Here is a 24,695-nt window from a genome sequence, read left to right as displayed (position 1 = left end):
TCCGCTCACGCCTCGTCGCTGAGCTCGTCGTGGATGCGCCGCAGATCCTCCATCAGCGACCCGACGAGGATCCAGTGATCGGATGCCGGACGACGCACCACCAGGGGAGTGGTGAGGGCCGGGATGGGCGCGGTGCGGGCATCCGGGACCTGCTCCGACGAGCGCACCGAGAGCCGCACATCGTGCCCCGCCCGATGCAGCTGCTCGGCGATCGCCCGCACCGTCGGGTCGGTCGCGAGCGAATCCTCGTAGTGGTCGATGTACGCCCGCGTCATGCCGATCACCTGCGTGACGACCGGCGAGAGCCGCTCGAACAGCTCCCGCAACCCGTCGAGGTCGTCGCGGTGGCGTCCACGGCGCGGGTTGAGCGAGAGCGACTCGTCTGCGGTCGACAGGGATGCCTCGGCTGCGTCCTTCATGGGGCGCAGCAGGCGTGCCTCGAGCATCAGCTCCTGCAGCTGCGCGGGCGTGCGGGTGGTGGGCAGCGCATCGGCGAGGCGGTCGAGGGATGCGGCGAGCTCGCGTCCGAGCATCCCGATGTCACGCCGGGCCGGCCCCGAGAGAACCGGCGGCACGATCGCGACGTTCGCGACGAAGCCGATGGCCGCTCCGATGAGCGTCTCCAGGATCCGATCGAGCGCGTAGTCGGGATTCGACGACCCGAGGGCCAGCACCAGCACAGCCGAGATCGCCACCTGATTGCCTGTTCCGGTCGAGGCGCGCAGTGCCCACGCGATCAGCAGCGCCACGACCACGGCGGCCAGCACCACCCAGCTCTGCCCGCCGAGCAGCAGGCTCAGCAGTACAGCGATCACGACGCCGAGGATCACGCCTGCGCTGCGCTCGAGCGCTTTCGACAGCGATTGGTTGACGCTCGGCTGCACGACGAGCAGCGCGGCGATGGCAGCGAACACCGGCAGCGGGCCGGGGATCAGCCAGCCGGCGATCAGCCACGCCGCGATCGTCGCCGCAGCCGACTTCAGCACCTGCAGGAGGGGAGCCCGGCGTGCGGCGCGGATCGCGGCGGGAAAGCGCATGGGTCAACGGTAGCGCCGGCGAGGGGTCGGCCGCCGTGTCGGCCACGAGTGGTTCGATGTGGGTATGGAGATCGGGCTGGGCGAGTGGGAGCGGATGCTGTGGGCGACCGCGGTCTGCTTCACCGCGGGTGCTGTCGTCGGCACCGCCGTGCTGTGGGGCGCTGCCCGCCCGTTCAGCGGCGACGGCTCGGTCATCATCCCGATCGCGCTGGTGGCTGCGGTGATCGCGGCGATCGCCTTCACCATCAGCACCCGGATGCACCGGGCCGGCGAGACCGCGCCGATGCCGCCGTGGCAGGCCGCCGTCTCGCACATCAGCGCGGCCGCGATCACCGTCGCACTCGCCGGCGTCACCGGCCTCGGGGTGCTGCTCGTCGGCGAGGTGCTCGCGACCGGGCTGCAAGGACTGACTCTGCCCGCACTCGTGGGCGGACTGTTCAGCGGAGTCGCGTCGGCTCTCGGCGGGCGACTGGCGTTCCGGATGGGCGTGCGCCTGAGCACGCAGGACATCGCGCGGCTGCTGACATCCTTCCTGGTGATCGGAACCCTGTTCGCGATGCTGACCGCCGCCGACTCCGCGTGGTGGGAGCGCAGCTTCTCGGAGCTCGGCATCGGCGCAGGCGGATGGGCGTTCAATGGCACCGTGATCGTGGCGGGGCTGCTGATCGCGACGACCGGCTCGTATCTCGGCCGCGACCTGCACCGGATGCTCGGCGACGGCGCACTGCCGCGCATCGCCGCGGTCTTGCTCACCTGGGCGGGAGCGGGGCTCGCGCTCGCCGCCGTCGGACTGCTGCCGCTCGACCGGGTTCCCCTCGCGCACGCGATCGCGGCGTTCTCGACCCTCGGGCTGATCCTCGCCGCGGTCGTGCTGACGACGCTGCAGCTACGCGACGTCCCGCCGCTGCGGGTGCTGACCATCGTTCTCGTCGTCACGGTGGTGGTCGTCGCGGTGATCGCGTTCGGCTTCCGGGTGCTCTCGGTCACCGCCCTCGAGGGCATCGTCGTCGGCGTCGTGCTGCTCTGGCTGACGACCTTCGTGCAGCTGCTCGCGGTGCTCGCGCCCGAGACGTCGCGCCCGTCCGCTCGCCGCTCGCTGCTTCGGGCCTGAGCCGCGCCGCGCTCGACTGGTCCCATTCGGTCGCCTCGCGGGCGGCGAGGCGACCATTCGGGCCCACCCGACTGTGGGGGGCGCGGAACGGCGGGCTCAGCCCTGGCGACGCACCATCTCGGCGATCCACGCCGGGGCGAAGGGCGAGGTGCAGTTCGGCGGCACGGGATAGTCGGCGAGCACCTGCAGCCGGTCGCCGATCGCGACGACGCGCTCGCGCAGCGCCGGATGATGGATGCCGATGTACGCCAGCGTCTCGTTCATGGCCCACTGCTCGCGGTACGGCGCGTCGCGCAGCTCGCGCTCGATGCGGTCGAGCAGGGCATCCAGGTCCAACCCGTCGGGGCTCTTCTGCACGCGGGTCGAGGTCAGCGACCATGCGGCGGCGCGGGCATCGGCATCCGGGTCGTCCATCCAGCGCATCCGCAGCTCTTCGGCAAGCGGCGACTTCTTCGCGATGTAGCTGACCAGCCAGTCGTGCGCCTTCGCGCTGCGGGTGGAGCGCAGCATGCCGTCGATCTCGTCGGCCGGCAGCTCGCGCGGCTTCGCGACGAGCAGAGCGACCAGCTGACCCGCGACGTCGCCGGTGACCCACAGTGAGCGCGCCAGATCGGTCGACGTGCCGGCCTTCTTCGCCACCGAGCGCAGCTTCGACAGGTTCACGCCGTGCGCATCGCCGTGCCGTTCGTTCACCGCCCGTGCCTTCGGGTCTTCGAGTGCGGCGAGCTCGGCGAGGATGTCGGCGACGGCGGAGATCGGCATCCCGACAGCGTACCCGCGGGCCAGTTCGACAGACGGGGAAGCCGCGTCGTCGCCGAGCTCGGCTGGGCCCATTCCGCTGCTTCGCGGGCGGCGAGGCGACCATTCGGGCCCAGTCGGTCGCGAGGGCTCCGGCGGGCGGCGCCGAATCAACGGCTCAGCCGACGCGCGGGGCGGCAGTGGATGAGCGGATGATGAGTTCCGGATGCAGGTCGGGCTCGGCACCGGCATCCGCGACCTCGATGCGCCAGATGAGCCGCTGCGCGGTCCGAACTGGGGCGACGGGGCGACAGTCCGCAATGATAGCGGTGCGTCCGCGCAAACATTTCCTTCGATCGGGAGCTCATGTCCACCCCTACTCTCACCTGGCGTGATGGCCAGATCCTCCGTGACGGAGCGCCGCACCGCATCCTCTCCGGCGCCGTGCACTACTTCCGCGTGCATCCCGACCAGTGGGAGGACCGCCTGCGCCGGCTGGCGGCCATGGGTGCGAACACTGTGGACACGTACATCGCGTGGAACTTCCACGAGCGGGTGGAGGGTGAGTACGACTTCACCGGCTGGCGCGATGTCGCGCGCTTCATCCGCATCGCGGGCGAGGTGGGCCTGGACGTGTTCGTGCGGCCCAGCCCGTACATCTGCGCGGAGTGGTCGAACGGCGGCATCCCGTTCTGGCTCAGCGGACGCACGCGCGCCCTGCGCACCGTCGACGCCGACTTCCTCGCTGCCGTCGACGCGTGGTACGACCAGCTGATCCCGCAGCTGGCGCCGCTGCAGGCGGCGCACGGCGGCCCGATCCGTCTGGTCCAGGTCGAGAACGAGTACGGCTCGTACGGCACGGATGCCGGGTACCTCGCGCACCTGCGCGACGGACTGCGCTCGCGCGGCATGGTCGAGATGCTCACCACAGCCGACGGCATCACCTCCGACATGATCGAGCACGGCAGCGTGCCCGGAGCGATGGGCACCTTCACCTTCGGCACCGGTGTGGCCCGCGCGATCGAGCTGCAGCGCGACGGCGAGCACCTGATGTGCAGCGAGCTCTGGGGCGGCTGGTTCGATCACTGGGGCGAGCAGCACCACATCCGCTCGGCCGCGAGCATGCTCGGCACGCTCGACGAGCTGCTCGATGCCGGCGGCTCGGTGAGCCTGTACATGGCGCACGGCGGCACCAACTTCGGGCTGTGGAACGGCTCGAACCATGACGGCGTGATCCAGCCCACGGTGACCAGCTACGACTCCGACGCGCCGATCGGCGAGGACGGCACGCTGGGCGAGAAGTTCCACGCGCTGCGCGAGCGCTTCGCCCGCTTCCACGACGGCGACCTGCCGCCGGTCCCGGATGCCCCGCGTCGGCAGTCCGCGGCATCGGCAGATCTGCGTGTCGACGCCGCGCTGCTCGACGTGATCGCCGCGACGCCCGTGCGTGCCGAGGCGCCGCAGCCTCTGAGCTTCGAGGAGCTCGGCGCGGAAGACGGACTGGTCGTCTACGAGAGCGACCTGATCTTCCCGGCGGGCGCCACCCTCGGCATCCTCCAGTTGCACGACCGGGCGACGATCTTCTTCGACGGTGAGCGGCTGGGCACTCTGGAGCACGACGGCGAGCACACGCTTCCGCTGCCCGCCGCGGGTGGCCGGGGGCGAGTGGTGATCGTCGTCGAGAGCCTCGGACGCATCAACTACGGCCCCCTCACCGGACAGGCCAAGGGCATTCTCGGCGGTGTCGTGGTCGACGGACGCCGCTATCAGCACGGCTGGACGCACCGCGTGCTCGGCGACGGCATCCCCGCGGGGGATGGCGAGGCGCACGTCGGCGCGGCGGCCGCAGATCCCACCGGACTCGCCTCAGGCGTGCTCGACGTCGCCGAGCCGCTCGACGCGTGGCTCGCCTTCCCCGAGGGCGCGAAGGGCATGGTGTGGCTGAACGGCTTCCTGCTGGGCCGCTACTGGGAGCGCGGTCCGCAGCAGACGCTGTACGCCCCTGCCCCGCTCTGGCGTGCGGGTGGGAACGAGATCGTCGTGCTCGACACCGACCGTCTGCCCGCGCGCGTCGAGATCCGCGAGCAGCCCGACTTCGGGCCGACCGAGGAGTTCATCGGCACCTGATCGCCCTCCCGTCCCCGTTGCCCGCAGTGAGGGTCTTCCGCTGCTGCTCAGACATTTCGGGAATACCCCTCGGGGGTACTTGGTAGTACTCTGGTGACAGTACCCCTCTGGGGTGCCCGGACGAAGGAGGAATCATGAGCACCACCGAATTCCAGGTCACCGGCATGACATGCGGGCACTGCGAGATGTCCGTGCGTGAAGAGGTCGAGAAGGTCGCGGGCGTCGAGAGCATCGATGTCAGCGCCCAGACCGGTCGCCTCGTCGTGACCGCGGCAGCCCCCGTCGACGCTGACGCGGTCATCGCGGCCGTCGACGAAGCGGGCTACCGCGCGGTCACCGCCTGAGCCCGTCTCGATCCTAGGGGAGCAGATCGTGAGCACCGAGGCGGCGCCGTCAGGCGTCGAGCAGACCCGCGTCGATCTCGACATCGGCGGGATGACCTGCGCATCCTGCGCGATGCGCATCGAGAAGAAGCTCAACAGGCTCGGCGGCGTCAGCGCGACCGTCAACTACGCGACCGAGAAGGCGCAGATCGTCGTCGAGGGTCCGATCGACACCGCGGCGCTCATCGCCGAGGTCGAGAACGCCGGGTACTCGGCGGCGGTGCCTGCGCCACCCGCGCCCGCCGGTGCGGAGCATCCGGATGCCGAGTCGGCGGCCGACCACGAGCTGCGCTCGCTGCGTCAGCGGCTGATCGGCTCGGTCGTGCTGTCGATTCCGGTCATCCTGCTCGCGATGATCCCCGCGCTGCAGTTCACCTACTGGCAGTGGGCATCGCTCGCGCTGGCGGCGCCGGTGGTCGTGTGGGCCGCCTGGCCGTTCCACCGCGCCGCGTGGGTGAATCTGCGTCACGGCGCCGCCACCATGGACACGCTGATCAGCCTCGGCACATCGGCCGCGTTCCTGTGGTCGCTGTACGCGCTGTTCCTCGGCACGGCGGGTCACCCGGGCATGACGCACGGCTTCTCGTTCGCGATCACCCGCAGCGACGGTGCCGGCAACATCTACCTCGAGGTCGCCGCGGGCGTCACGATGTTCGTGCTGGCCGGCCGCTACTTCGAGAAGCGCGCCAAGCGCCAGGCGGGAGCCGCGCTGCGCGCGCTGATGGAGCTGGGCGCCAAGGACGTCGCGACGCTCAGGGACGGCGTCGAGGTGCGCATCCCGATCGGCGAGCTGCGGGTCGGCGACGAGTTCGTCGTGCGACCGGGCGAGAAGATCGCCACCGACGGCGTGGTCGTCTCGGGCACCTCGGCCGTGGATCAGTCGATGATCACCGGCGAAGCCGTGCCCGTCGAGGTGGCGCCGGGAGATGCCGTGACCGGTGCGACGGTGAACGCCGGCGGACGGCTCGTCGTGCGCGCCACACGCGTGGGCGCTGACACCCAGCTCGCCCAGATGGCGCGCATGGTCGAGGACGCACAGGGCGGCAAGGCCGAGGTGCAGCGCCTCGCCGACCGAATCTCCGGGGTCTTCGTGCCGATCGTCATCGCCATCGCGCTCGTCGCGCTGGTCACCTGGCTGGCGCTCGGCTTCCCGGCATCCGCAGCCTTCACCGCCGCCGTCGCGGTGCTCATCATCGCCTGCCCGTGCGCACTGGGTCTCGCGACGCCCACGGCACTGCTGGTGGGAACGGGGCGGGGCGCGCAGATGGGCATCCTGATCAAGGGACCCGAGGTGCTCGAGTCGACCCGCCGGGTCGACACCGTCGTGCTCGACAAGACCGGAACGGTCACCGAGGGTCGCATGTCGGTCGCCGCCGTCGTGCCCGAGCAGGGGGTGGATGCCGATCGGCTGCTGCTGCTCGCGGGAGCCGTCGAGCACGCCAGCGAGCATCCGATCGCCCGCGCCATCGCCGCCGCCGCGTCGGAGATCTCGGATGATCCGGATGCCGCACGGCGAGTCGCCACGCGACCCGCCGGTCCGGATGCTCCGGCGACTCCGACCTCGCGGCGGACGCTGCCGGAGGTCGAATCGTTCCAGAGTCATGACGGGCGGGGTGTCACGGGCGTCGTCGAGGGTCACGCGATGGTGGTCGGACGCCTCTCGCTGCTGGAGGACTGGTCGATCCACCCCTCCGCCCCGCTGCTTGCGGCGAAGGCGGATGCCGAGGCCGCCGGCCAGACGGCCATCCTCGTCGGCCGGGACGGCGCGGCGGCGGGCATGATCGTCGTGGCCGACGAGGTCAAGCAGACGAGCGCCGAGGCGGTGGCGTCGCTCGTGGCGCTCGGGCTGCGCCCGGTGCTGCTGACCGGAGACAACGAGGCCGCGGCTCGGCACATCGCCGCTCACGTCGGCATCGACGAGGTCATCGCCGAGGTGCTGCCGGCCGACAAGGTCGCGGTCGTCTCGCGCCTGCAGAGCGAGGGACGGGTCGTCGCGATGGTCGGCGACGGCGTGAACGACGCCCCGGCGCTGGCTCAGGCCGATCTCGGCATGGCGATGGGCACCGGCACCGACGTCGCGATCGAGGCATCCGACATCACTCTCGTGCGCGGCGACCTGCGCGCGGCGGCCGATGCGATCCGCCTCTCACGACGCACCCTCGCCACCATCAAGGGCAACCTGTTCTGGGCGTTCGCGTACAACGTCGCCGCGATCCCGCTCGCCGCGCTCGGGCTGCTGAACCCCATGCTCGCCGGTGCGGCGATGGCGTTCTCGAGCGTGTTCGTCGTGGGCAACAGCCTGCGGCTGCGCGCGTTCCGCTGAGATGCCGCGCGATCTCTCGCGGATTCAGTGCATGGTGTCGGGGTCGGAGTCGCCCATGTGGCCGGGCAGGGTGCTCGAGAGCACGCGCTCGACGAAGGCCGCGTACTCGTTCATGTAGTGGCGGAGGAATTTCGCCGTCGACTCGTCCTTCACCTCGCCGTCGGGGCCGTATGACTCGGGCTGGAACGTGATGTAGGCCTCGGGGGCGTTCAGCTGCGGCGCATCGAGGAAGCTCAGCACGCTGCGCATGGACGCCTGCATGACCGCGGTGCCGATGGCGCCGGTCGACGCGCCGATGATGCCGGTCGGCTTGCGCGCGAAGGAGTTCTGTCCCCAGGGGCGCGAACCCCAGTCGATCGCGTTCTTCAGCGCGCCGGGGATCGAGCGGTTGTACTCGGGAGAGACGAGCAGTACGCCGTCCGCGCGCTCGATCGCCCGTTTGAACTCGGTGACGGCCGAGACGGGCGAATGCTCGTCGTCGCGGTTGTACAGCGGCAGGTCGCGGATGGGGATCTCGGCGAGTTCGAGGCTCTCGGGCGCCGAGCGCACCAGTGCGCCCGCGAGCACGCGGTTGATCGAGTCGCTCGCGAGACTGCCGACGATGTAGCCGATGCGGTGGACCATGTCGTTCTCCGATCTTCTGAGGTGACTCAGGTCTACCCGTTCGAGACCAGCGGAACAACGGGGGTTGCGCGGCCGGCTCAGCCTGCGTCGGGCGGTCCCGCCGGCCGCTGCGCGCGTCGGCCTCTCGGCGACGATCCGTACAGCGCCACCGGGCGCCCGGCGCGCTCCTGGCCGGGCACCGGGCGCGACCGGCGCCCGTAGATCAGCTCTGACGAGTCGAGCAGCCATGGCACGAGCGTGATCGTCACGCCGTGCACGAGCATCAGCTGTGAGGCGATGCGGCGCGCCCGGCGGTTGTGCAGCAGGCCTTCCCACCAGTGCCCGACGATGTACTGCGGCAGATAGACCGTGACGACCGACGGTCCGTGCTTCTCGCGGTACTGCCGGATGAACTGCTCGACGGGCTGCGCGAAGGTGCGGTACGGCGACTCGAGGATCACCAGCGGAACCGGGATGCCGTGCTGCTCCCACTCGCGCTGCAGCACCTTCCCGTCCTCCGCCGTCAGGGCGATGTGCACGGCGACGATCTTGTCGTGCTGTGCGGCGATCGCGTAGTCGAGTGCCTTGATCACCGGCTTCTGCAGGCGGCTGACGAGCACGATGGCGACGTCGCCCTGTGAGCCGAAGTGCGTCGTGTCGTCGATGGTGATCTCGTGCTCGACGTCACGGTAGTACCGCTTCACGCCCAGCATCAGCAGGGCCAGCAGCGGGATCGCGAAGAACACCATCCACGCGCCGTGCGTGAACTTCGTGATCGTGACGATCACGAGCACCGTGATGGTCATGGTCGCACCCAGAGAGTTGATCACGAGCCCCACGCGAGCCGAGCGCCGCTCGGCGTCGACCTCCGACAGTGGTCGATGGGCCGTCTCGCGCAGCATCCGGCGCCAGTGCCGCACCATGCCGATCTGACCCAGCGAGAACGACACGAAGACGCCGATGATGTACAGCTGGATCAGCGTCGTGAGGTTCGCCTGGAACGCCACGAGCACCGCGACGGCGCCGATGCCGAGCAGGATCATCCCGTTCGAGAACACCAGCCGGTCGCCGCGGATGTTCAGCGCCTTCGGCGCGTAGCCGTCGCGGGCGAGCACCGCACCCAGCAGGGGGAAGCCGTTGAAGGCGGTGTTGGCGGCCAGCAGCAGCACGCAGGCCGTGGCCGCCTGGATGACGAAGAACAGGATGCTGCCGCCGCCGAACGTCGCCGTGGCGATCTGCGCCATCAGGCTCGGCTGCGGACCCGAGCAGTCGAAGCCCTGCAGATCGCATGGGTTCTCGGCGTAGCGCACACCCGCGATCAGCGCCATCGCGGTGAGCCCGGCGAACAGCAGCGCCGCGACCCCGCCCATCATCGTCAAGGTCAGCTGCGCGTTGCGGATCTTCGGACTGCGGAACGCCTGCACGCCGTTTGACACGGCCTCGACGCCGGTCAGGGCCGAGCATCCGCTCGAGAACGCGCGCAGCACGAGCAGCACGATCGCCGCCTGCGAGATGCTCTCGGCCTCGACGGTGTAGCCGGCGCTCGCCGCGACGGGCGCATCGCCCAGCAGGGTGCGGATGAGCCCGGTGGCGATCATCAGCACGACCGAGCCGATGAAGACGTAGGTCGGGATGGCGAACACGGTCGGCGCCTCGCGCACCCCGCGCAGGTTGACGATCACGATGAGGATGACGAAGCCGACGGCCAGCTCGACCCGCAGCGGGTTGAGCTGCGGCACGGCGGAGATGATGTTGTCGACGCCGGATGCGATCGACACGGCCACGGTGAGCACGTAGTCGACGAGCAGGGCGGCAGCCACCACGACGCCCGGGACCTCGCCGAGGTTCGTCGACGCGACCTCGTAGTCGCCGCCTCCCGACGGGTACGCCTTGATCAGCTGACGGTAGCTGAGCACCACGACGATCAGCAGCAGCACGACGGCGGCCGCCACCCAGGGGCTGAGGGTCAGGAACGACACCCCGCCGATGAGCATGATCATCAGCATCTCCTGCGGCCCGTAGGCCACCGAGCTCAGCGCGTCGGATGCGAAGATCGGCAGCGCCATGCGCTTGGGGAGCAGCTGATCGTCGACCTGCTGCGTGGTGAGGGGTTCGCCGAGGAGGATGCGCTTCGCGAGCTGCGGGGCGTCCGCGTTCTCACGCATTTCGTTTGCCACGAGCGGCGACACTACGCCTGCCGACGTGCGGCTGCAACAGACGCGCCGATCGGGGCGTCGCCGCGTGACCGGCTGGTGTTTCCGCGACGCCTGACTCTGCGGCTGAGGCGATGATCCCAGCGGATTCCGAAGGCAGGCGCGTAGCGTCGGGCCATGACCATTCTCCCGATCGGCGACGCTGCGATCGCGGAGGCGAAGCAGCTGCGCGATGCGTTCCAACGCTTCCTGCGCGAGTACGAGTTCGGGATGCGCGAGGTCGAGACGAAGATCTCGATCCTGCGCGACGAGTTCACGCACATGCACGCCTACAACCCGATCGAGCATGTCAAGAGTCGCGTCAAGACGCCTGACAGCATCGTCGAGAAGGTCGCTCGCAAGGGCATCGAGGGGGACTTCGACGTGATTCGTCGCGAGATCACCGACATCGCCGGGGTGCGCGTCACCTGCAGCTTCGTCAGCGACGTGTACCGGCTGTTCGATCTGCTCACCCAGCAGGACGACGTGACCGTGCGCATGGTCAAGGACTACATCGCCGAGCCCAAGCCCAACGGCTACCGCAGCCTGCATGCGATCGTCGAGGTGCCGGTGTTCCTCTCCACCGGCCCGGTGGCGATCCCCGTCGAAGTGCAGTTCCGCACCATCGCGATGGACTTCTGGGCCAGCCTCGAGCACAAGATCCACTACAAGTTCGCCGGGCGCGTGCCCGTGCATCTCGTGCAGAGTCTCACCGACGCTGCCGAGGCGGCCGGCGAGCTCGATGTGCGGATGGAGCGCCTGCACCGCGAGGCCCACGAGAGCAACCAGCGCATCATCGAGGCCTGACGGCGTCGCAGGCGCGGGTTTCAGCCGAGGAACTCCCGGGCTGCCGTGGCCATCGCGGTGACGCCGACCTCGATCGTGGGGTGGATCACCGGGGCGTAGAAGGGCGAATGATTGGTCGGGATGTTCTTGTCGACCGTGCCATTCGCCACGGCATCCGCGTACACCGTCGGGTCGACGCCGCCCCAGAACCAGAACACGAGGGGCACGCCCGCGTCGCGGGCGAACCACGACACGTCCTCGCTGCCGGTGAACAGCCCGGGATCGATCACCGACTGCTCGCCGAAGACGCCATGGAATGCCGAGATGACCCGCTCGGTGGCATCCGCGTCGTTGATCGTTGCCGGGAGTGTGTGCAGCGTCGAGATCTCGGGCTCGCGTTCGGCGCCGGATGCCGTGGCCTCGGCGCGGATGACGCGCTCGACCCTCTCGAGCACCTTCTCGCGCAGATTCTCGTCGGGGTAGCGAAGGCTGAGCTGCAGCGTGGCGTCGGCCGGGATGATGTTGTTCTTCGTGCCCGAGTGGATCGCGCCGACCGTCACGACGGCGAGCTCGCGCGGGTCGACCTCGCGTGACACGACGGTCTGCAGCCGCATGATCGTCGCCGCGGCCATGACGATCGGGTCGATCGTCGAGTGCGGGCGCGATCCGTGCCCGCCGCGACCGTGCAGCACCACCTGGATGCCGTCGGATGCCGACATCTGCGGTCCCGGCCGCACGCCGATCGTGCCGGCGGGCAGGGGAGTGACGTGCTGGCCGAGCACCACGTCCGGGCGCGGGAAGCGGTCGAGCGCCCCGTCGTCGAGCATCGCGCGGGCGCCGGCGCCGTACTCCTCGGCGGGCTGGATCACCACGACGACCGTCCCGCTCCACTGGTCCCGCTCGGCGACCAGCCTCTCGACGGCGCCGATCATGGCAGTCACGTGCATGTCGTGACCGCACGCGTGCATCACCCCGACGGTGTTGCCGTCGGGGTCGACGCCGGTCGCGGTCGACGCGTACGCGAGACCGGTCTCCTCGACGACGGGCAGTGCGTCCATGTCGGCGCGCAGCCACACCACGGGGTCGGTCTGCTCTGAGCTCGTCGACGGGTTGGCGAGCACGCCCACCACGCCGGTGATCCCGACGCCCTCGGTCACCTCGAGCCCGAGCTCGCGCAGGTGAGCGGCGGCGACGCCGGCCGTGCGTGTCTCCTGGAACGACAGCTCGGGATGCCTGTGCAGATCGATGTAGAGAGCCTCGAGGTCGACGGTCATGCGTTGAGCCTAGCCCCGGGTATCCGCCGATCGGGCTGCTGCCGGCTGGGGCGTGATACTGTTCTCATGTCCCTCCGCCGGAGGCTTCACTCTCAACAGCTGCGCGAGTCTCGCTGCAGCCATCACCCAGATCCCGACCCGCGTGTGAGTGCCGCGGACCCGGATCACCCGATCCCGTCGAGTCATGCGCCCCGCGCCACTCGGTCGGCATCGCAGTACCGTGCACGCCGGACAATTCAGCGTGGCACCCCGGTCGCGACAGCGACCAGATCAACAGAAAGCAGAAGCACATGGCCACTGGCACTGTGAAATGGTTCAACTCCGAGAAGGGCTTCGGCTTCATCGCTCCCGATGACGGCTCCGATGACCTGTTCGCGCACTTCTCGGCCATCGAGAGCTCCGGCTACAAGGAGCTCACCGAGAACCAGAAGGTGGAGTTCGAGCCCGAGCGCGGCCCCAAGGGCATGCAGGCGGCGAAGATCCGCCCGCTCTGATCCGAGCGTCTACAGAACCGGCCGGTACCCGTATGGGTGCCGGCCGGTTCTTTTCGTCGGGCCGAGCCGGTCAGGCGGTCTGGTGCTTCCGGTAGCGGCGGTCGCGCACGCCCAGCAGAACGGATGAGGGGCGCTGCGCTCAGCGCTTGCTTCCGGTCACGGGGATGGGACCGGTGACGCTCAGCTCGTCCTCCCAGCACTGGATGCCCGTGACCTCGGGCATCCGCTCTCGGGTGAAGACCGGATTGAGGCCCGCCCGGCGCTGGTCGAGGTAGTCGCGCAGCAGCTTGAACGCGACGCCCGAGAGCAGCGCGATGGCGACGAGGTTCACGATCGCCATGATTCCCATGATGCTGTCGGCGGTGTTCCAGATGAGGTCGGCCGAGGCGATCGAGCCGAGGAAGACGACGAGCACGACCAGCGCGCGGTAGGTCTGCAGCACGCTGCGCTTGGCGCGGATGAACTCGATGTTCGATTCGCCGTAGTAGTAGTTGCCGAGGATCGAGCTGAACGCCAGCAGGAAGATGATCACGCTCAGCACGACGTTCGACCACGAGCCGAGTGAGCTGACCAGCGCGTTCTGGGTGAGCACGATGCCCTGCTCGGCGTTCGCGAGGTCGGGAGTGGCGACGAGCACGATGAACGCCGTGATCGAGCACACCAGGAAGGTGTCGAAGTAGACGCCGAGGGTCTGCACGAGGCCCTGCTTGACCGGGTGGGTGACAGCGGCGGTCGCGCCGGCGTTCGGGGCAGAGCCCAGGCCCGCCTCGTTCGAGAACATGCCGCGCTTCGCGCCGATCATGATGATCGTGCCCAGTGCGCCTCCGGCGACCTCCTGGGTGCCCCACGCCTGCGTGTAGATCGAGGCGAACACCTCGGGCAGCCGCTCGATGTGGATCGCGACGATCACCAGTCCCAGCAGCAGGTACACCAGGGCCATCAGCGGCACGACGGCCGACGACACCGAGGCGATGCGGCGGACTCCGCCGAAGATGACCAGCGCGGTGAGCGTGGCGAGCACGGCGCCGACCACCCACGGGATCCACGCGACCTCACCGCCGAAGCTGCCCGAGACGGTGGCGCTGATGGTGTTGGCCTGCAGCGAGTTGAATGAGAATGGGAAGCACAGGATGAGGATGACCGCGAAGACGATGCCCATCCAGCGGGCCTTCAGCCCGTGCTGCATGTAGTACGCGGGGCCGCCCCGGAACCCGTCGCGGTCGCGCACTTTGAACGTCTGGCCCAGAGTCGACTCGATGAAGCTCGAGGCGCCGCCGATGAACGCCATCGTCCACATCCAGAACACCGCACCCGGGCCGCCGATCGCGATCGCGGTGCCGACGCCGGCGATGTTGCCGACGCCGACCCGGGATGCCGCCGAGATGGTGAACGCCTGGAACGCCGACACCGACTGCGGCCTGCCGTCGGCATCCGTCGGCGTGCGGTCGGTGAGCGTGCGGAACATCTCGGGGATGAGCCGGAACTGCACGACGCCCGAGCGGAAGGTGAAGTAGAGGCCGAGCAGCAGCAGGATCGGCAGAACAGCCCACGTCCAGAGCTTGTCGCCGAAGAAGAGCACGAAGTCGTTGAGGGCGTCCATCCGTCCAGTATTCAGGGGCGAGCCCGCGGAGGACGACAGCGCCGGGCGGAACGGGCTGGATCGACCCCGTGCGGATGCGATGACGGGGCCGGCACGAGGCCAGACGTAACACGGCGGCAGGCCAGCTCGTCGCGGTGTTCGCCCTCACCGCGGCCGTCGTGCTCGCGATGACGCTGCACCTGCACCTGCACCTGCTCGTCTCGCGCGCCACACCGCCCGTTCTCGTCGCCGCCTGATCACAGGAACGCACGACTCGACCGATGCCGGATGGCTACCGGCGCGGGGGCGCTGTCGTGCTGCGCACGATGAGCTCGTACGGCAGGTCGGCGACGGCCCCGGCATCCGGAGCTCCCTCGAGCTGCGCGAGGATCGCCGCCGCCGCCCGCTCGCCCTGCGCGAGCGGGAACTGGTCGACGGTCGTGAGCTCGAAGAACTCCCCGAGCTCGTACCCGTCGATGCCGACGATCGAGAGTTCGTCGGGCACGCGGATGCCGAGGTCGCGCGCGGCCAGCAGCGCGCCGATGGCCATCTCGTCGGACGCGGCGAAGATCGCCGTCGGCCGCGGCGCGGAGCGGCCGAGCAGCCGCGTCGCGGCGCGGTATCCGCCGTCGACGGTGAAGTCGGCCGGCTCGAGAAGCACCGAATCGGGCGCCAGCCCGGCGGCGGCCAGCGCCTGCTCGAAGCCGAGGCGTCGACGCGACGGCACGCGGAAGTCGGCCTCGAACTCGGGCGCCGCGCCGATGTGTGCGATGTCGCGGTGCCCGAGGCCGATCAGATGTCCGGTGGCCAGGCGCGCGACAGCGGTGTCGTCGAAGGTCAGGGTGGGCAGTTGCGGCTTGGGGCCGCCGACGCCGATCACCGGCAGGCCGAGGTCGAGCAGCCGGGCGGTCTCGTCGGCGTCGAGCTCGATCGCAACGGCGATCACGGCATCCACCCGCTGTCGACGCAGGAACGTCGAGAACACCTGACGGCGCACCTCGACGTCGGCGGTGATGTTGTACAGCGTGACGTCGTAGCCCGCCCGCATCAGGGCACTGGTGACGCCCGACAGCACGGCCCCGAAGAACCAGCGGTCGAGGAACGGCACGATCACGCCGACGTTCTGTGTGCGTCCGGATGCCAGGCTCGACGCACGCGACGACACGACGTAGCCGAGCGAGTCCGCCGCCGCGCGCACGCGCTCGCGCGCGCCGTCCGACACATGCCCGCGCCCGCTGAGCGCCCGCGACACGGTCGCGGTGGACACGCCCGCCAGCCGCGCGACCTCGTCGATGCTCACCACGACGTCACCCCCTCCCACCCGGCTGAGAAACCACATCCCGCATGACACACGCCGCGCGGCGTGCTTTCTCACTCGGGATGTGGTTTCTCACGGGCCGGCCCGCTCAGGCGCGTGTGAACCAGGCGGCGGTGTTCGGAGGCAGGGCGGTGCCGGCGAACGGCTCGCTCTGCACGACGAAGGTCACGTCGTCGCCGAGATCGATCGGGGCGTCGCCGAGGTTCGCGACCACGTGCAGCTCGCCGCGGTGGAAGGCCACCGCCGAGTCGTCCACGTCGTCCCAGATGAGCGACCCGCTGCCGAGGCCCCGCGCGGCGCGCTCGCTGAGCAGCTTCTTGTACAGGTTCAGCGTCGAGTCGGGATCGCCCTCCTCCGCGTCGCGGGCGAAGGTCGCCCACTCGGGCGGCTGCGGCAGCCACGAGGCGCCGGTGTCGTTGAACCCGAACGCGGGACCCTCGGCCGTCCACGGCAGCGGCACACGGCAGCCGTCACGGCCGTAGCGCTCGCCGTTCGTGCGGAACCAGGTCGGATCCTGACGGAACTCGTCGGGGATCTCCATCGCCTCCGGAAGGCCCAGCTCCTCGCCCTGGTAGACGTACGCCGAACCGGGCAGCGCGAGCATGAGCGTGCTCGCCGCGCGTCCGCGGGAGAGACCGATCACCGGGTCGGGCTTGCCCTCGGACTTCGGCCCGATGCCGTCGCCCTGCGGGCTGTCGGCGGTCAGCGCGAGGCGCGAGGCGTGCCGGATCACGTCGTGGTTCGAGAGCACCCAGGTGCTCGGGGCGCCGACCTTGCCGAACTCCTCGAGGGATTCGCGGATGACGAGGCGCAGCTCCTGGGCATCCCACGGCGTCATCAGGTAGGGGAAGTTGAAGGTCTGGTGCATCTCGTCGGGGCGCACCCAGAGCGCGGTCTTCTTCAGTGTCGGCAGCCATGCCTCGCCGCACAGGGCGCGGTCGCCGTCGTACTCGGCGAGCACCTTGTTCCAGTCGCGGTAGATGTCGTGCACTTCGTCCTGCCCCCAGTACGGCACGTTCTCCTCGCCGCCGCCCATCGAGTCGGCGTCGGCGACGGGGGCGTAGTCGGGCAGCCCCGCTTCCTTCATCATCCCGTGCGCCACGTCGACGCGGAATCCGTCGACTCCGCGGTCGAGCCAGAAGCGCAGGATGCTGCGGAACTCCTCACGCACCTCTTCGTTGGTCCAGTCGAAGTCCGGCTGCGATGCGTCGAAGATGTGCAGGTACCACTGCCCGGGCGAGCCGTCCGCCTCGACCACGCGCTGCCACATGCCGCCGCCGAACACGCTCTCCCAGTTGTTCGGGGGCAGCTCGCCGTTCTCGCCGCGGCCGTCGCGGAAGACGTAGCGGGCACGCTCGGGGCTGCCGGGGGCCGCCTTCAGCGCCTCCTGGAACCAGACGTGCTGGTCGGAGGAGTGGTTGGGCACGAGATCGACGATCACCCGGATGCCGCGGGCGTGCGCCTCGTTCAGCATCACGTCGAAATCGTCGAGCGTGCCGAACAGCGGGTCGACGTCGCGGTAGTCGGCGACGTCGTAACCGGCGTCCTTCTGCGGGCTGGTCATGAACGGGCTCAGCCAGATGGCGTCGATGCCCAGGCTCTTCAGGTCGTCGAGCCGGCTGGTGACGCCGGGCAGGTCGCCGATGCCGTCGCCCGAGGCGTCGGCGAAAGAGCGGGGATAGATCTGATAGATGACGGCGGTGCGCCACCATTCCGAACCGGGGGCCGCCATCTGCTCACGCTGCTGTTCACGCTGTGCCATGCGACCAGGTTACTGCAAGCGCTTACATCGCGTTCTCGGCCGTGTGTTCAGGATGCCGGGATGACGACGTTCAGCGGGGGCTCGCCGGCCAGCATCCGGTCGATCTGGCTGCGAAGCAGCCGCACAATCCGCGGGTTCATCGCGGTCGACGCGCCCCCGCCGTGCGGGGTGATGAGCAGGTTCGGCGCCGACCACAGCGGATGCCCGGCCGGCAGCGGCTCGTCTTCGAAGACGTCGGATGCGGCGCGGATCGCGCCGGTGTTCAGTGCGTCGACCAGGGCGCCGGTGTCGATCAGCGTCCCGCGGCCGACGTTCACCAGCAGGGCGCCCTCCGCCATGCGCGCGATGCGCCCGCGGTCGAACAGATGGTGCGTGGCGTCGCTTGCCGGCAGGCTCAGCACCACGATCTCGGCATCCGGCAGCAGCTCGTCGAGCCTGTCCATGCCGTGCACGGCGATCTCGCCGGCCCCGTCGACCTGCTCGGTGCGCGCGGTGCGCGCCACGGCCGTCAGCTCGACCTCGAACGGCGCGAGGCGCCGGGCGATCGCCGTGCCCACTCCGCCGAAGCCGATCAGCAGCACCCGCCGGTCGGCGAGACTCTCGGCGAACACGGGTGCCCACTCGCCGCGCTCCTGCGCGGCCGCGAACCGCGGCAGCTGCCGCTGCGCGGCGATCATCATGCCCACCGCGAGCTCGGCGGTCGATGCCTCGTGCACGCTCGCGGCGTTCGCGAACGGGATGCCGGCCGGCAGCGCCTCGGCGACGCCGTCGTATCCGATCGACTGACCCTGCACGAGCCGGACGTCGAGCCCGTCGAGGGCCGACAGCACGCTGCTGCCTCCCATGTACGGCGGCACGACGATGTCGATCCGGTCTGCGGGTGCGGACGAGCGCAGATCCCAGATCTCCAGCTTCACACCGTCGGGCAGATTGCCGAGGCCCGCTGCGAGACGGTCGGTGGGCACGGTGACGAGAAGGCTCACGCTTTGACCCTAGTCGCGGGCGGCCGCAGACGGGATGCTTGCAATCCATACTGAATGCTGTATTCTGCATACAAGAAGCGACGGCGCTTCCGATGGGTCGACGCCGCTGAGACCGCCGAGCGAGAGAGCCGACTTGACCACGACGATCTTCGAGAACGCTCGCGTGCATCTGGATCTGGATGCCGAGGGGGACATGCCGCAGTCGGAGGCGATCGTCGTCGTCGATCAGCGCATCGCTGCGATCGGGTCGGTCGCCGAGTGCCGCGAGGCAGCCCCCGCCGCAGCCGCTCGCGTCGACCTGCAGGGCGGCCACGTCGCTGCAGCGTTCATTGACGCGCACGTGCACGCAGTGCAGCTCGCCACACGCTCTCTCGAGGTCGATCTGTCTGCCGCCGACGGATTCGAGCGCCTCGCGCTGCAGGCGGGGGCAGCGCTGCGCGCCGGCGGACCGGGTTGCACAGGCAACGGCTGGCTGCTCGGTGCCGGGTGGAACGCCGGTGCCTGGGACGACCGCCGTCCGGCGGATCTCTCCGCTCTGGATCACGCCACCGGTGCCACGCCTGTCGCGCTGCACTCCGCCGACCTGCACGCGTACTGGCTGAACACCGCAGCCGTCGACCGCCTCGGGATGGACCGCAGTCTCGCGCCGGACGGGATCGTCACCGAGGCGTCGGCCTTCGCCGTGCAGCATGAGATCGAGCGCAGCATCCGCGGCACGATCGAAGACCGCGTCCTCGGCGTCCTGCACGACCTCACGAGGGCCGGAGTGGCCGGCATCCACGACATCGACGACCGGATCGCCCGCGAGATCTTTCAGCGATCGGCGGCCGAGCGCGCCCTGCCGCTGCGCGTGCACAAGCTCACCATCGACGCCGAGCTAGACGAGGTGTCGGACGCCGGCATCCGCACCGGCAGCGGCGACCAGTGGCTCGACTACGGCGGGGTGAAGCTCTTCTCGGACGGCGCGCTCGGCTCGCACACCTGCCACCTCAGCGAGCCATTCGCCGACCTTCCGGACAGCACAGGCATCGAGGCGATCGACATGGGCGACCTGCGGCGGATCATCGCACGCTGCGCATCCCGAGGATTCTCGACGGCCATCCATGCGATCGGCGACGCCGCGGTGCGCAACACCGCTGACGCGCTGGTCGCATCGCGCGTCCCGTCGGGCAGCGTGGCCGTACCGCACCGCATCGAGCACGCCCAGCATGTGCGCCGCGAGCACCTCGCCCTGCTCGCTCGCAGCGGAGCCGTCGCCGTGATGCAGCCGGAGTCGTGCACGTCAGACATCGACATGGTCGAGCGGCGACTCGGCGCCCGAGACCTCGTCTCATACGGCTGGCGCACTCTCCTCGAGCACGGAGTGCCGGTCGCCTTCAGCTCAGACGCGCCGGTCGAGGGCATCCACCCGCTGCACGGGATCCACTCGGCCATCACGCGCGAGCGAGCCGACGGCACGCCGGCCGGCGGGTGGCAGCCACACGAGCGGCTGACCCGGTCCCAAGCATGGCGCGCGTACACCGTCACCGCAGCCAGGGCGGCCGGGCACGTCGATCGGGGACGGCTCGCGCCCGGTCTGCTCGCGGACTTCATCGTGCTCGACCGCGATCCCCGCAGCGTCGACGCTGCCGCCCTTCGCGATGCCCAGGTGGTGCGCACCGTCGTCGGCGGAGCGACCCGGTGGGATGCGCTCGACCCGCACCAGCCACCCGTCACGCCGTGACGGCCACACAGAGAGATGAAAACATGAACACCACGCAGGCCAGAGTCGTCCTGACCGCCGCCGCCGTCGCCGGCGCCCTCATGCTCGTCGGATGCGGAGGCAAGCCGGTCGGCGGCGCCGAAGCGAATGACGGCGGCGACACCGCCCCGGCGACCGTCGACATCCCCGCCGGCGACCTCGCCGTCGACGTGCTGAAGGGTCTCGAGGTCGACCCCGAGCTGGCCGAGCGCGTTCCGGCCGACATCAAGAAGAACGGGCTCACGGTCGCCACCGCGGACGGATACCCGCCGATGGAGATGTTCGATGAGGACGGCAAGGCGATGATCGGCGTCGACATGTCGTTCGCCCGCGCGCTTGGCGCGCTCTGGGGTGTCGAGGTCACCATCGAGAACTCCGATCCGAACGCGATGGTGCCCGGCGTCGCTTCCGGCCGCTACGACATGGTCATCTCGGGGCTAAACGACACCGAGGTTCGCCGCGAGAAGGTCTCGTTCGTCGACTACGCCAAGTCGGCCGGCGCTTTCGTCGTCGCCAAGGGCAACCCGAAGGGCATCAAGACGCCGGACGACATGTGCGGGAAGACTCTCGCGGTGCTCGACAACGGCTACTACATGCAGCTCGCCGAGACATACAGCGAGGACTGCGTCGCGTCGGGTGCCGAGAAGATCCAGATCCTCGGCTTCGCCAATGATCCCGAGGCGCTGCTGCAGCTGCAGAACGGGCGCGCGGATGCCGGGATGAACGACTTCCCCGTCGCGCAGTACCGCGTGAGCCAGTCGGACGACAAGCTCGAGGCCGTGGAGATCCCCGGGGAGGCGCTGTTCGGCATCGGCATCTCGCCCGACGCGCAGGAGCTGATCAGTCTGACGCAGGACACCATGAACCAGCTCATGGACGACGGCTCCTACGCCGACATCCTGGAGGCCTGGGACCTCGCCGGCATGGGCATCGACGAGGCGACGATCAACAAGGGCAACTGAGATGACCCCCTCGTCTCCTGATGCGATGCGTGCGACCTCCTGGCCTCACGCGGGCAACATCGTGAGTCTGCGGCACCCCGGCCGCATCATCGTCGCACTCGTCTGCATCGCGGTGGTCGCCGGGTTCGCGTACGCGCTGCCGGTGAATCCGCACCTGTCGTGGGCCGATGTCGGCTACTACATCTTCTTCCCGAAGATCCTCGCCGGCGTGGGGGTGACGATAGCGCTGTCGATCATCTCCACGGTGATCGGGCTCGTGATCGGCGTCGTGCTGGCGGTGATGAAGCTGTCGTCGAACCCGGTCGCCCAGCTGCTGAGCACGCTGTACATCTGGTTCTTCCGCGGCACACCCGTGCTGGTGCAGCTGATCTTCTGGTTCAACCTCGCCTTCCTGTTCCCGACGCTGGTGCTCGCGATCCCCGGGACGAGCGTCGGCTACGAGTGGGACACGAACACCGTCATGACCGGGTTCAACGCGGCCGTGCTCGGTCTCGCGCTGAACCTCGGCGCGTACGCCGCCGAGATCGTACGGGCAGGCATCCAGGCCGTCGACATCGGCCAATCCGAGGCCGCGAGCTCACTGGGCATGACCTCGTCGCAGCGACTGCGCATCGTCGTGCTGCCCCAGGCGCTGCGGATCATCATCCCGCCGTTCGGCAACGAGTTCATCGGGATGCTGAAGACGACGTCGCTGGTCTACGTCGTCGCGGGCAACGACCTGATGACCAACGCGAGCCAGATCTACAAGGAGAACAGCAAGATCATGGAGCTGCTCATCGTGGTGAGTCTCTGGTACATGCTGCTGACCGCGATCGCCACCTACCTGCAGAGCAAGCTCGAGAAGAAGTTCGGCAACAGCACGGTCGTGCCTGCGACCAGGCGGCGCACATCGCTTCCGTCCGGCGACGGCGGGCTGTTCAAGACCGGCGTGATCCGGGTGCCGACGGAGGACCTGAAATGACCGAGAAGATCATCGTCGCGGAGGGTGTGCGCAAGTCGTTCGGGCACGCCGAGGTGCTGCGGGGCATCGACTTCACCGTCGACCGGGGCGAGGTGGCCTGCATCATCGGCCCGTCGGGGTCGGGCAAGTCCACCTTCCTGCGCTGCCTGAACGCGCTCGAGCGCATCGACGACGGCGTCATCCGCGTGAACGGCGAAACGGTGGGGTACACCCGACGCGACGACCGGTTCCACGAGTGGCGTCCAAAGGACTTCGCGCGGTTCCGCCGCGAGATCGGCATGGTCTTCCAGCGGTTCAACCTGTTCGGCAACATGAACGCCCTCGAGAACGTGATCTGCGCGCAGGTCAAGGTGAAGGGGATATCGCGCGCGGATGCTGTGGAGAACGCGCATTACCAGCTCGAGCGAGTGGGCATGAGCGATCACGCGCACAAGTACCCGAGCCAGCTCTCGGGTGGGCAGCAGCAGCGCGTCGCCATCGCGCGATCACTCGCGATGCAGCCCGCCGTGATGCTGTTCGACGAGCCGACCTCGGGTCTCGACCCGGAGCTGGTTGACGAGGTGCTCGAGGTGATGAAGTCGCTCGCCGAGGCCGGCATGACGATGGTGCTGGTCACGCACGAGATCGGATTCGCACGCGAGGTCGCTGATTCGCTGACGTTCATCGACGCAGGAGTGGTCGTCGAGACGGGAGTGCCGGGCCAGGTGCTCTCGAGCCCGTCCAGCGACCGCACGCAGCGCTTCCTGTCACGCGTGCTCTGAGGTCGGTGGTCTCGGTATGATCACGGAGATTGACACTGGGTGTGTTCTGTATACAAAATACTAGCGTTCCACTCATCGGCCGGAGTACCGGCTCTTCCAATGACGAAAGAGGTGGCGGCATGTCCCGCTCCAAGTATCGGAAGTACCTCGCCGGCCTCGCCGTCGGCGCGCTGACCATCGGCCTCGCCGCCTGCAGCGGCGGGGGCGGCCGCGGCGGTGGCGTCGATGCGGACGGCAATGCGACCGTGGTCTGGTCGACGTGGGGCACGGCCGACGAGCTGACCCGCTTCGAGGAGTTCAATATGGACTTCATGAAGCGTCACCCCGACATCAAGGTCAAGCTGCAGCCCGTTGCCGGGTACGGGGACTACCACTCGAAGCTGCTCGCGCAGCTGACCAGCAACACCGCGCCCGACGTGATCTACATCGGCGACGACATGATCGGGCAGTTCGTCGACTCCGGCCGTCTGATGCCGCTCAAGGAGCTGATGGACTCGGAGGACAGCAAGACCAAGCACGACGACTTCTTCCCCGGCCTGTTCGGCGCGGCCGAGAAGGACGACGAGGTCTACGCGGCCCCGAACGACTCGAACCCCGACGTGCTCTGGTACGACAAGGAGGCGCTGAAGGCCGCGGGTGTCACCGAGGACCCGGCTACGCTCGCCGAGAACGGGGAGTGGACCACCGACAAGTACCTCGAGATGAACGCCAAGCTGCACGACGCGAAGCTCACCGGCTCGATGTTCTGGAACTACTGGGCGACGCACTGGAGCTGGCTGTCGTCGCAGGGCATCAACGCGCCGTACGACGACAGCGGCGCCTTCGTGGCGAATAAGGACGCCGACGCCGTCGAGGCGATGCAGCAGCTCGGCGATCTGTTCCAGGACGGCACCTTCGTCGTCGCCGACACCCTGCCCGACGGCGCGGGCGCCGACAGCGTCTTTGTCACTCACAAGGCGGGCTTCTTCGTGCAGGGCCGATACACGATCGGCACGCTCACGTCGGCCGGCGTCGAGGACTCGTACGACATCGTGCGCTGGCCCACCCCAGACGGCGAACCCGCTCCCACCGGTGTCGCCGCCTCGTACCTCGCCATCAACGGCAAGACGAAGGTTAAGGACGCGGCGTTCACCTTCTGGACGGAGTTCCTGAGCGCTGAGGGGCAGATCTTCCGCCTGAAGGGCGGCGGCAACGCCGTCCCGTCGATCAAGGGCGCCGACGAGGTCGTGCTCGAAGACGGCTACCCCGCTCACGCCCAGACCTTCCTCGACATGCGCGACGTCGGCTTCGAGGATTACGCCGCCGAAGCGCGCGTTCCGGGCCTGCCGGTCGCCGTCAGCGAGGAGTTCCAGAAGCTCTACGAGGGCAAGACCGACGCTCAGGAGAGCCTCGACACCGTCGCCGAGCTCGTCGAGGAACGGTCCAAGAAGTAACCATGGTTCAGCTCACCGAGGCTGGGCGGGTGCCGCAGGGGTACGCGGGAGTGAGCGGTGAGCGCCCTGCGGATCGCGCTCCTGACCTACCGCGGGAACCCGCGCAGCGGCGGTCAGGGCGTGTACG

The 24,695-nt window shown here is 69.2% G+C and carries 20 protein-coding genes; 11 read left to right on the top strand and 9 right to left on the bottom strand.

The window, feature by feature from the left end:
- Positions 1-5: 5 nt before the first annotated feature.
- Entirely contained in the window at positions 6-1,037 is a 1,032-nt protein-coding gene (locus ACWGSM_RS03665; RefSeq protein WP_452321615.1) for an FUSC family protein, read from the bottom strand.
- 64 nt (positions 1,038-1,101) lie between these two features.
- Here ACWGSM_RS03665 and ACWGSM_RS03660 point away from each other — a divergent pair, with 64 nt between their 5' ends.
- Entirely contained in the window at positions 1,102-2,148 is a 1,047-nt protein-coding gene (locus ACWGSM_RS03660) for a DUF998 domain-containing protein (protein ID WP_452321614.1), read from the top strand.
- 96 nt (positions 2,149-2,244) lie between these two features.
- On the opposite strand, the gene ACWGSM_RS03655 is transcribed toward ACWGSM_RS03660, so the two are convergent.
- Complete coding sequence (locus tag ACWGSM_RS03655; RefSeq protein WP_452321613.1) at positions 2,245-2,910, bottom strand: DNA alkylation repair protein; 666 nt, start codon at positions 2,908-2,910, stop codon at positions 2,245-2,247.
- Between the two features lie 342 nt (positions 2,911-3,252).
- Between ACWGSM_RS03655 and ACWGSM_RS03650 the strand changes: the two genes are divergently transcribed.
- From ACWGSM_RS03650 to ACWGSM_RS03640, 3 genes are all read left to right on the top strand, one after another.
- Positions 3,253-5,013, top strand: a complete 1,761-nt coding sequence (locus tag ACWGSM_RS03650; protein ID WP_452321612.1) for a glycoside hydrolase family 35 protein — start codon at positions 3,253-3,255, stop codon at positions 5,011-5,013.
- 134 nt (positions 5,014-5,147) lie between these two features.
- On the top strand, positions 5,148-5,357 hold the full coding sequence (locus tag ACWGSM_RS03645; RefSeq protein ID WP_452321611.1) for a heavy-metal-associated domain-containing protein: 210 nt from the start codon (positions 5,148-5,150) through the stop codon (positions 5,355-5,357).
- A 91-nt stretch (positions 5,358-5,448) separates the two neighbouring features.
- A complete protein-coding gene (locus ACWGSM_RS03640; protein WP_452321879.1) occupies positions 5,449-7,719 on the top strand; it encodes a heavy metal translocating P-type ATPase in 2,271 nt (756 codons plus the stop codon).
- 24 nt (positions 7,720-7,743) lie between these two features.
- Here ACWGSM_RS03640 and ACWGSM_RS03635 read toward each other — a convergent pair whose 3' ends face one another.
- On the bottom strand, positions 7,744-8,343 hold the full coding sequence (locus ACWGSM_RS03635; protein WP_452321610.1) for an NADPH-dependent FMN reductase: 600 nt from the start codon (positions 8,341-8,343) through the stop codon (positions 7,744-7,746).
- Between the two features lie 77 nt (positions 8,344-8,420).
- A complete protein-coding gene (locus ACWGSM_RS03630; protein WP_452321609.1) occupies positions 8,421-10,487 on the bottom strand; it encodes an APC family permease in 2,067 nt (688 codons plus the stop codon).
- 165 nt (positions 10,488-10,652) lie between these two features.
- Here ACWGSM_RS03630 and ACWGSM_RS03625 point away from each other — a divergent pair, with 165 nt between their 5' ends.
- A complete protein-coding gene (locus ACWGSM_RS03625) occupies positions 10,653-11,321 on the top strand; it encodes a GTP pyrophosphokinase (RefSeq protein WP_452321608.1) in 669 nt (222 codons plus the stop codon).
- Positions 11,322-11,341: 20 nt separating this feature from the next.
- Here the strand turns inward: ACWGSM_RS03625 and ACWGSM_RS03620 are convergent, their stop codons facing one another.
- Positions 11,342-12,574 (bottom strand): amidohydrolase, encoded by a 1,233-nt coding sequence (locus tag ACWGSM_RS03620; protein WP_452321607.1) that lies wholly within the window; start codon positions 12,572-12,574, stop codon positions 11,342-11,344.
- Between the two features lie 290 nt (positions 12,575-12,864).
- Here ACWGSM_RS03620 and ACWGSM_RS03615 point away from each other — a divergent pair, with 290 nt between their 5' ends.
- A complete protein-coding gene (locus tag ACWGSM_RS03615) occupies positions 12,865-13,068 on the top strand; it encodes a cold-shock protein (RefSeq protein ID WP_313356889.1) in 204 nt (67 codons plus the stop codon).
- Between the two features lie 139 nt (positions 13,069-13,207).
- On the opposite strand, the gene ACWGSM_RS03610 is transcribed toward ACWGSM_RS03615, so the two are convergent.
- The 4 genes from ACWGSM_RS03610 to ACWGSM_RS03595 all read right to left on the bottom strand — a co-directional run bounded on the left by ACWGSM_RS03610 (position 13,208) and on the right by ACWGSM_RS03595 (position 18,710).
- A complete protein-coding gene (locus tag ACWGSM_RS03610) occupies positions 13,208-14,668 on the bottom strand; it encodes an alanine/glycine:cation symporter family protein (protein WP_452321606.1) in 1,461 nt (486 codons plus the stop codon).
- A gap of 271 nt (positions 14,669-14,939) precedes the next feature.
- A complete protein-coding gene (locus ACWGSM_RS03605) occupies positions 14,940-15,950 on the bottom strand; it encodes a LacI family DNA-binding transcriptional regulator (protein WP_452321605.1) in 1,011 nt (336 codons plus the stop codon).
- 103 nt (positions 15,951-16,053) lie between these two features.
- Positions 16,054-17,727 (bottom strand): glycoside hydrolase family 13 protein, encoded by a 1,674-nt coding sequence (locus ACWGSM_RS03600; RefSeq protein WP_452321604.1) that lies wholly within the window; start codon positions 17,725-17,727, stop codon positions 16,054-16,056.
- 47 nt (positions 17,728-17,774) lie between these two features.
- Positions 17,775-18,710: a 2-hydroxyacid dehydrogenase gene (locus ACWGSM_RS03595; RefSeq protein WP_452321603.1), complete on the bottom strand. Its 936-nt coding sequence runs from the start codon at positions 18,708-18,710 to the stop codon at positions 17,775-17,777.
- Between the two features lie 133 nt (positions 18,711-18,843).
- On the opposite strand from ACWGSM_RS03595, the gene ACWGSM_RS03590 reads away from it, so the two are divergent.
- The 5 genes from ACWGSM_RS03590 to ACWGSM_RS03570 all read left to right on the top strand — a co-directional run bounded on the left by ACWGSM_RS03590 (position 18,844) and on the right by ACWGSM_RS03570 (position 24,568).
- On the top strand, positions 18,844-20,433 hold the full coding sequence (locus tag ACWGSM_RS03590) for an amidohydrolase (protein ID WP_452321602.1): 1,590 nt from the start codon (positions 18,844-18,846) through the stop codon (positions 20,431-20,433).
- A 23-nt stretch (positions 20,434-20,456) separates the two neighbouring features.
- Positions 20,457-21,413: an ABC transporter substrate-binding protein gene (locus ACWGSM_RS03585; RefSeq protein ID WP_452321601.1), complete on the top strand. Its 957-nt coding sequence runs from the start codon at positions 20,457-20,459 to the stop codon at positions 21,411-21,413.
- Positions 21,414-21,438: 25 nt separating this feature from the next.
- Entirely contained in the window at positions 21,439-22,374 is a 936-nt protein-coding gene (locus ACWGSM_RS03580) for an amino acid ABC transporter permease (protein WP_452321600.1), read from the top strand.
- Entirely contained in the window at positions 22,371-23,135 is a 765-nt protein-coding gene (locus tag ACWGSM_RS03575) for an amino acid ABC transporter ATP-binding protein (RefSeq protein WP_452321599.1), read from the top strand. Before ACWGSM_RS03580 ends, ACWGSM_RS03575 begins: the two co-directional genes overlap by 4 nt.
- A gap of 119 nt (positions 23,136-23,254) precedes the next feature.
- Positions 23,255-24,568, top strand: coding sequence for an ABC transporter substrate-binding protein (locus ACWGSM_RS03570; RefSeq protein WP_452321598.1), 1,314 nt, complete (start codon positions 23,255-23,257; stop codon positions 24,566-24,568).
- Positions 24,569-24,695 lie beyond the last annotated feature (127 nt).

It is taken from the genome of Microbacterium sp. NPDC055521, assembly GCF_053619695.1.
Note: the sequence above shows the minus strand (reverse complement) of the source record. Positions and strands in the feature narration are given on the sequence as shown.